We start from the raw sequence: 8,012 nt of genomic DNA, 5'->3' as shown, positions 1-8,012 counted from the left end.
ACTCGACGTCCAGGAACCCGGAGTGCTCACCGGTTGGCGGCTACCTACCCACCAGGAGTTTGCCGGATGGCTCACTCCCAGAACTCATTAGGAACTGTCGTGCCCTCGACCCCGACAACACCCCGGCCGAAGGTGGTGGTGTTCGGCCTCGGCGGCACGATCGCCATGACCAGCCGCGCCGGCGAAGGCGTCACCCCCACCCTGTCCGCAGACGACCTGGTAAACGCCGTACCAGGGCTGGCCTCGACTGGAATCGACATCGAGGTAGTGGACTTCCGCCGCCGCCCCGGGGCGTCCCTCACGTTCGCCGACGTCGCCGCGCTCGCCACCACTGCGGCCCGCGAACTCGCCGCAGGCGCGTCCGGAGTGGTTGTCACCCAGGGCACCGACACGATCGAGGAAACGGCGTACCTGCTCGACCTGCTACACCAGCGGCCCGAACCCGTGGTCGTCACCGGCGCGATGCGTAACCCCACCATGGCCGGCGCCGACGGACCCGCCAACCTCCTCGCCGCCATCCAGACCGCTGCCTCACCCGCCGCCCACGACCAAGGTTGCCTCGTCGTCGTCGCCGACGAGATTCACGCCGCCCGACGGGTCACCAAGACCCACTCCACCAGCGTCGCCACCTTCCGCTCCCCTGACACCGGCCCCATCGGCTACATGACGGAAGGTGCCGTAACACTGCTGACCCGCGTGCCATGCCGGCTCACTATCCCCACCCCGAGCCATGCCGAACACGCCCGCGTCGGCCTCTACACCGTCAGCCTCGACGACGACACCACCCTCCTCAACGCCATCGGCCAGCACTGCGACGGCCTCGTCGTCGCCGGATTCGGAGTCGGCCACGTACCCGAACCCCTCGTCCAGCCCCTCACCACCCTCGCCGCACGGATCCCCGTCGTCCTCACCTCCCGCACCCCGGCCGGCCCGACCCTCACCCGCACCTACGGCTTCCCCGGCTCCGAACGCGACCTCCTCACCCGCGGACTCATCCCCGCAGGCTGGCTCCACCCCTATAAAGCCCGCATCCTGCTCCGCACGCTCCTCGCCGCCCAAGCCAAGCCGCAGGACATCGCCCCAGCATTCGCCGTCGCAGGCAACCTCGATGAACCTTCCTCCTGGCCCTGGCCGAAACCAACCCTGACCGGCGATCGAACGGAAGAAACCGCAGCACATGCGTAGCCACGACCTGACCCCAGGACGGACGATCGGTGTCGTCTTCGACCACGGCGACGACTTCTTCACCGCCCTCACCGACGCCTGCCGCGCCCACGACATCAAACAGGGCTACATCCCCATGTTCATCGCCGGGCTCTCCACCGCCAAGATCGTCGGCACATGCCAACGCCTCGACAACCCCGACGCCCCCGTCTGGACGCACGTCGACCTAACCAACGTCGAAGCCCTCGGCGGCGGCACCATCGCCTGGGACGACACCAACCAGAAGATCCTCCCCCACATCCACCTCACCGCCGGACTCAAGGAACACAGCGCCACCGCACACACCAGTCACCTACTGGACGCCACCGTCCAATTCCTCACCGAAATGCTGATCATCGAGATCAACTCGCCGACCATGCGCCGGCTACCGGACACCGACCTGTACGACGTACCGCAACTACACCTCGGCTAACCAGTACGCCAGGACGTCATGCGCGATCTCCACTGCACCGTTGAGCGTTCGGAGGGTGGCCTCGGGTATTGCGCGGGCTCCTAGGCCGGCTGCGGCCACGATGTGGGCGAGGGCTTGCTTTTGTGGCTCCTTGATCTGCAGGGCGGTGCGGTGGCCGAGGATTTCGCGGGCTGCGTATCCGTCGGGTGTTTTGAGCGCCTCGGTCACCACGTGGTGGAGCAGGTGTTGGGCCGTGGCTTCGTGGTGTCCGCTGGACAGCGTGGCGGCCGTGAGGCCCCATCGGGCTCGGTATACGGCGTATCCGGCGACGGGTTCGTGTGCGAGGAATTGATCGACCATGGCGGACATCTGGTGGCTGACCGTTTCTGGTGCTGCGCACATGGCGGTGAGGCATGAGCCGACCTGTTGTTCCCACGGTTGGGTGATGGTGCTGTCGTCGAGGATGGCGCGGGCGGCTTGGGTGTTTTCGTGCATGAGGTGGGCGATGATCGTGGCTTGTCGTCCTTCCATGAGGTGCAGTCCGATGCCGTTGAGGGTGTTGGCGTGCTCGACGGCGTCGTCCCATCGGCCGGCGAGGGCGAGGATGCGGATGCCTTCGCTGAGGTGTTGTAGCCAGGTCCACTGGCGGAGCTTGCCGAGTTCATCGCGGGTGCCGGTCAGGTTGGTCAGTGGCAGTGTGCGCCCGTCGACGAGCAGGTTGGTTCCTGCGGTGACGGCCTGGTGCATAGCCTTAAGCAGTTGCAGTGCGGGCTGACCGTCGTGGGCGCGGATCTGCAGGCGGGCGAGGTTGAGGACGGGTTCGAGCAGGTAGCTGGCTTGCAAGGCGGTGAGCGAGTCCCGTTGCCGGTAGATGTTGATGTGCTGCCAGCACCATTGGCGGGCCAGGTCCGGCATACCGCAGTCGCTGGCGATCAGCGCGGCTTTGTTCAGGGCGTGTGCCGCTTCGGCCGTGCCGTTGTCGTTCTGTGCGGCTGCGTTGGCGGCGATCTCGGCGACCTCGGTGACGCGGTCAGTCAGGGCGGGGCACGCGGGTCGAGGCCGGCCGAGGAGTGGGAAGCGGCGGACGGCGGCGCGGATGGTGGTGGGGATGACGGCGGTGTGCATGGTCAGCTCCGGGGCAGGAACGCTTCGAGCGCGGCGCGGGCGAGGATGCCTTGGGTGTGGGCGGGCAGCCCGAGCCGGTTCCAGTGGAAGATCACGATGTGGCTGACGACAGCTCGTAGACCTCGGTTGAGGGTGCCGGCCGTCGCGGCGGCTGCGAGTGCGCTGCCGGTGGCCGTGTATGCGGTGTGCCATGGCGCGGCGAAGGAAACCGCACCGCCGGCTGCGAACAGGGAGTTGTCGGTGTCGGGCGCTACAGCGAGCAGCCCGCGCACGCTGGCGGTGAGCGCGTCGAGTCGGCTGTTGGCGATGTCGTCGAGAGGGCGCATTTGGGCGACCCGCGCGAACACGTCGCCGCGTTCGAACCAGTCCAGTCCGGCGGCCTGTAGAAGGCCGCCGAGCAGGAGGAGGGACAGTTCGCGGCGCCCGAGGGCTGGCTGCGGTTGGCGTAGGTAGTTGAGGACGCCGCGGCTGTCGGCGCAGAACAGGTCGTGCACGAGCTGGATGCCGGTTGTGCCGCCGAAGGCGGCGGTCTCCGGCTCGTACAGGCTGGGCCACCACCTGGTGAGTTCACCGGCTGCGGTGAGCTCGTTGAGGACCTGGTTCACGGCGTCGACCTGTGCGTGGGCTAGCCGGATGCGCCAGCAGGGATGTTTGCGCAGGTACCACCAGCCGCCGCATGCGCCCACGTTCGTGAGGTGGTCGAGCCGGGGTCCGAGCGAGGTGACCGCGGTCGTCTCCGCGGTGTTCCAGTCGGGAAATTCGACGCGTACCTGGTACCAGTCGCCGTCGGTATGGTCTTGGACCGCGGCGTGGCCGGCAAGGTGGTAGGCCTCGACGGCGTCGGCGAGGTCGGCTGGGGCGATTGCCGCGGTCGCCGCGGCTGTCTCCAGCGGGGTGCCGGCGAGAACGTTGAGCACGCTGGCGGCCAGTGGTGTGGTGGTCACGTGATCAGGAGGCATGTGTCCCATCCAGTGCGGGTGGTGCCGTGCCGCGCGGTTTCGGCTGCCAGGTGGACGCCGGCGTGTCCGGTCAGCAGCCCGGCATTGCCGTCCTGGTCGTGGTTTTGGGCGGCCGTCTGTATGGCTGTGGCCAAGGGGGGTAGCTGTTGTTTGAGGGCTGGGCTCTGGGCGTCGGCAGCGGCCTGGTGTGCGGTTGCGTAGAGGCCGGCGAGTCCGTGGCAGAGGCCGAGGTCGGTGAGCCGGTTGAGGTGGCGGTCGGTGAGGCAGGCGGCGAGCGCGTGTTCGGCATCGGCGCGGCGGGCCGGGTCGTCGGTGGCGGTCGCGGCGAGTTGGAGTGCGCGGGCGATGCCGGGGGTGCCGTAGCACCAGGACGGCCGGCCGGGTGCGGGCTGGCTTACGCGACCGGTTCGTAGGTCGTCGAGGGTGAGCCACTGCGGCCACCAGGTGCTGCCGTCGGCGTCGTGCTGGCGCCACCGGTCAAACCAGCGGGTGAGCTGGTCGATGGCCTCGGCATGGTGGTCCACAACGTGGCCGTGGCGCATCGTGAGGGCAAGCAGGGCGAGGATGCCCGCCGCTCCGTGCGCCATACCGAGGTTGGCGTGTCCACCCGGGGTGGGCAGGGTCGGGTCCGGGTCGTGGGCGGCCCACCAGCCGGGCAGTCGTAGGCCGTCGTGCTCACGCGGGCGGACCAGCACAGTCAGGTATCGCAGCAGGTCGGCGAAGGTGTCGCTGCTGGGCATGCGGAGCATCAGCAGTGCGCCGATGCCGGTGAGGCCGTAGAACAGGTCGTATTCGTCGAGTGAGGCCGCGCCGCCGTGCTGTATTCGCGCGGTGGCGGCGGTGAGGCGACGACGGGTGAGCCGGGCGAGGTGTTGGTCGAGGGCCGCTGCGGCTGTTTCGTAGCGGTCGTCGGCCTTGGCGGCGCAGTGCAGGAGAAACGCGACGGCTGGGGTGCCGTAGTACAGGCCGGTGTGCTGGCCGCCGTCGAGCGGCCCGGTGGCCGCTGCCCGGGTCTGCGCATGCGCGTCTGGCCAGGATCCGGTCCCAGTGAGGGCGCGTTCGAGGTATAGCAGGGCGATCCCTGCCGTGCCGGTGGCCAGCGACTGGCGAACGGCATCCGGGCCGTCCATCATCGGTGGTTCGGCGCCGGCACTGGTTGTGATGCTGGTCGCTGGCCTGTTCATCGCTGGCCGATCCGGGCTAGGGCGCGCAGCGCGGCGGCGCGAGCCAGGCGGTTGGTGCTCTGTTCGAAGGTGGGATCGACGCCGAGTGCACGGATGTGGTGGTCGCGCAGCAGGGTCGGCAGGACACCGGCCGGGTCGCGTTGAGCGGCGAGGGTGGGAAAGTAGCGGCGTAGGGCGGTGTCGCGAGCCAGCCACCCGTCGATGAGCGCCTCCTCGGCGGTGCGCGGCTGTGGCTGCCGTGCGTCGATGGAGAGGTCGACCAGTCGTAGCGTTTGCTCGCACAGCGCGCGGTCCAACGCCCCGGTCTGCTGCGGTAGGCACCGCAGCAGGGCCTGATATCCCGAGCTCTCGTCGGTGGCGAACGCGGCGGAGATCCGGGCCATGGACGCGGCGGCCAGCGCCTGCGCCGCAATGCCCAGGCCGTCGGCGGCTGCCATCTGGGCGATGACGCAGGTGGTGTCGGTGCCGAACACGTCCTCGGCGGCGGCGAGCGCCTCGTCGTGGCCGTAGCGGCCGGGATGGTCCTGGTACGGCACGAGCGATAACTGGCCAGGCAGGCCACGGGCTGTGAGCTCGGTGGCAAACGCGGCCAGGGCTGCGGTGACGGTGGCGTGGTGCTCGGGTGCGGTCAGCCGGAGCACGAGGATGAGGTGCTGGTCGGCGTCCATCCGGACCAGGTCGCGCTGTCGCCGAATCCACCACCGGTGTACCTCGCCGCGCAGTGCCGCGGTGAGCGGCGGGAGGTGCCGGATGATGTCGTCGAAGCGGGCCGGGTTGCCGGCCAGCCGCGCCTGCACCACGGCCGTGCTGCCGGGCACCTGAAGCCGACCGGGCGGCGCGAGGTGAGGCAGCGGCCGGCGCGGTGGCGCGGTCGTGACCATCGGAATCAGCAGCTCGGCGGCGCGGCCGATCCACCCATGATCCTCAGGCTGGGCATCCTCCTGCAGCTCCACTCGTCCGGCCTGTGCAAGACGACTGCGTAGCAGTGCCCGGTCGAGGCGGTGGTCGAGGTTCAGGGGCTGGCGGAGCTCTCCGTGACAGAGCACGACACGGGCAGGGACACGCCAGTGCCGCTGCCAGGCCTCCAGCGCGGGCTCCCAGCCCGGGCCGTCTTGGGACGGCAGGTGACTGGTGGTGAGCAGCCATCGTGCGGCAGCGAGGATCGTCCGGCGATACCGGACGCGTGGCAGGTACGGCAGTGTGCGGGCGGCACCGACGTCGAGCGGGCCAAACACGGCGGTGCGCGCGTCGGCGACCTCGGCGAGGAAGCGTGCCAGCGGGGGACTTTGCACGATGGTGTCGAGTGCGTGCGGGATATGCGGGATGACCCGGCGGCCGGTGGAGATCTGCACCAGGTACATCTGGTCGGCGTCGGCGGTGACGGCCAGATCGTCGAGGGTGATCGGATTGCCGGTGGGGTGCTCGGCGAGCGCGACGACGTCGGGCAGGAGCTGGGGGACCCGGGTGACGTTCTCGTTGTGCGGGCGGCGCGGCGGGAACGACAGCTGCACCGCCACCGCGTCGCCGCTCGGCGAGCCCGGGGCGCAGGCGGCAGCCAGCTGAGCCTGCTGGTGGTCGTCGAAGAGGTAGATGAAGCGTCCGGCCATGCTCGTCGGCATGCCCGGTGCCGCGGCGAAGCGCAGCCGAAAGTCGCCCTTGTCGAGGGCCTCGAGTGACGCGGCGTGGACCGCCACGCCGAGCTCGATGCGTGCCGGCGGTATCACGTCTGCCGGTTCGCCAACGGTCAGCGCCTCGACATCTGAATCGGTCAGGCTGATCTCGTCGTGTCCGTCGAGCGCGGCCCGTTGCACCAGGGCCAGGAACGCCGCGTCACGGTCGGTGATGGCCCGCCAGCTGGGATGCGCGCGGGGCGCACCGAGGTAGCCGGTGGGATAGCCGAGCCCGGAGTCGGCGATCAGAGCCCGCACCGGCACGAGCGCGCCCTGGCCATAGCGGGCCCGGAACCGGGACCGGTAATCCTGCCAGGCGGTCGACCCGAACGGCTTCGTGCTGACCCGCAGCAGCACGTTCGCGGCCTCGGCCGCTTCGTCCAACACCTGCTCGGGCAGCCGGATCTGGGCGTCGAGCCGGACGTCGACGGCCAACACATCCTGGCTGCCGGGAACGACCTCGCGCATCCGCTCCATGACCGATGCGCGGACCACGGAGGCCTGCACCGGATTGTCGATCGCGTTGTGCTGCTCGATCAGCTCCCGAACCGTCTCAAGGCCACGCAGCAGCGCGGCAACGTCATCGAACTGCTCACCGCCTGCGGCGGTCACCGTATCGATCACGTGGGCGAGGCCGTCAAGGGCCGTCATCGGTGGGCGCAGAGCACTGATGAGTGAGCCCTGCAACAGCAGATTGTCCAGGACGGTGGTGATCTGCTCGGACCGGGCCACCGGGAACCGTTCGGCCAGTTCGACGGCAAGGTCGTCATACCGGACGGGAACGGCAGCGACGGCGAGCGCGGCCCGCACCGGTGCCGTGTAGCGCACGGACGCGTCGCGCAGCGGAACCGCCTTGCCGCTGCCGCGGTCGGCACGGCGGGCAGTGATGAACCGGCCGTCACGAACGACGCCGGTGTTGTCGGCAACAACGCGCAGCTGACGTCGCAGGAGCGGATGCTCCTCCAGCCGGTCGATCACGGCCGTGAGCCACTCGCTGTCGACCCGCGCGATCACCCGGTGCCGTCGTCCCACCGCCACGCTGCCCGCTCCTTCGGCGGCGATCGTGACGCCGGCGAACACACCGAACGGCGTAGCCCGACGCTGCCACCGCAGCAGGTACCCGGCGACGGAGATGACCGCCCGGCGAACGGCCTTGACCGTCGCCGTGTCGGGGCGCTCGCTGATTCGGTCGAGCTGCGCCGCCAGCATGGGGCTCGCCAGGCTGAGCCCATCGCGGGCATCAGGGTGCGCCCACGTCTTCATCAGCCACGCCATGCCGTCATGCAGCACCCCGGCGTCGTCGGCCAGGTCCAGCTCAGAAGGCACATCGAAATCGCCGGGATCCGTCGTGGCGCGCACCATGACCACGCCGGCACGCTGGAAGACAGGCGGGACTGGCACGGCTTGGCCTCCTCAACCGCGTGGCCGCCGTCGGCGCCCGCCCCTGGGGCGCCGACGG

The 8,012-nt window shown here is 69.7% G+C and carries 6 protein-coding genes; 2 read left to right on the top strand and 4 right to left on the bottom strand.

Going from position 1 to position 8,012, the window contains the following annotated elements; genetic code table 11:
- The first annotated feature begins 66 nt into the window (after window positions 1-66).
- Together AB0C02_RS21320 and AB0C02_RS21315 are read left to right on the top strand one after the other, a co-directional pair.
- Window positions 67-1,185, top strand: coding sequence for an asparaginase (locus AB0C02_RS21320; RefSeq protein ID WP_357550423.1), 1,119 nt, complete (start codon window positions 67-69; stop codon window positions 1,183-1,185).
- Window positions 1,178-1,636 (top strand): DUF296 domain-containing protein, encoded by a 459-nt coding sequence (locus tag AB0C02_RS21315; RefSeq protein ID WP_357550422.1) that lies wholly within the window; start codon window positions 1,178-1,180, stop codon window positions 1,634-1,636. Before AB0C02_RS21320 ends, AB0C02_RS21315 begins: the two co-directional genes overlap by 8 nt.
- Here AB0C02_RS21315 and AB0C02_RS21310 read toward each other — a convergent pair.
- From AB0C02_RS21310 to AB0C02_RS21295, 4 genes are read right to left on the bottom strand one after another with little or no spacing between them, the layout of a single operon-like run.
- The gene (locus AB0C02_RS21310) at window positions 1,622-2,740 is read right to left on the bottom strand and encodes a hypothetical protein (protein WP_357550421.1); all 1,119 of its coding nucleotides are present in this window, start codon (window positions 2,738-2,740) and stop codon (window positions 1,622-1,624) included. The two genes, AB0C02_RS21315 and AB0C02_RS21310, sit on opposite strands and share 15 nt — an antisense overlap.
- 2 nt (window positions 2,741-2,742) lie before the next feature.
- Complete coding sequence (locus AB0C02_RS21305; RefSeq protein WP_357550420.1) at window positions 2,743-3,684, bottom strand: thiopeptide-type bacteriocin biosynthesis protein; 942 nt, start codon at window positions 3,682-3,684, stop codon at window positions 2,743-2,745.
- A complete protein-coding gene (locus AB0C02_RS21300; protein WP_357550419.1) occupies window positions 3,681-4,883 on the bottom strand; it encodes a lanthionine synthetase C family protein in 1,203 nt (400 codons plus the stop codon). Before AB0C02_RS21300 ends, AB0C02_RS21305 begins: the two co-directional genes overlap by 4 nt.
- On the bottom strand, window positions 4,880-7,954 hold the full coding sequence (locus AB0C02_RS21295) for a lantibiotic dehydratase (RefSeq protein ID WP_357550418.1): 3,075 nt from the start codon (window positions 7,952-7,954) through the stop codon (window positions 4,880-4,882). Before AB0C02_RS21295 ends, AB0C02_RS21300 begins: the two co-directional genes overlap by 4 nt.
- Window positions 7,955-8,012 lie beyond the last annotated feature (58 nt).

This window comes from Micromonospora sp. NPDC048999 (assembly GCF_040649295.1).
Classification (GTDB): Bacteria; Actinomycetota; Actinomycetes; order Mycobacteriales; family Micromonosporaceae; genus Micromonospora.
Note: the sequence above shows the minus strand (reverse complement) of the source record. Positions and strands in the feature narration are given on the sequence as shown.

Coding starts and splice junctions, on each gene's coding strand:
- AB0C02_RS21320 (WP_357550423.1), top strand. CDS start 67: ATGGCTCACTCCCAGAACTCATTAGGAACTGTCGTGCCCTCGACCCCG.
- AB0C02_RS21315 (WP_357550422.1), top strand. CDS start 1,178: ATGCGTAGCCACGACCTGACCCCAGGACGGACGATCGGTGTCGTCTTC.
- AB0C02_RS21310 (WP_357550421.1), bottom strand. CDS start 2,740: ATGCACACCGCCGTCATCCCCACCACCATCCGCGCCGCCGTCCGCCGC.
- AB0C02_RS21300 (WP_357550419.1), bottom strand. CDS start 4,883: ATGAACAGGCCAGCGACCAGCATCACAACCAGTGCCGGCGCCGAACCA.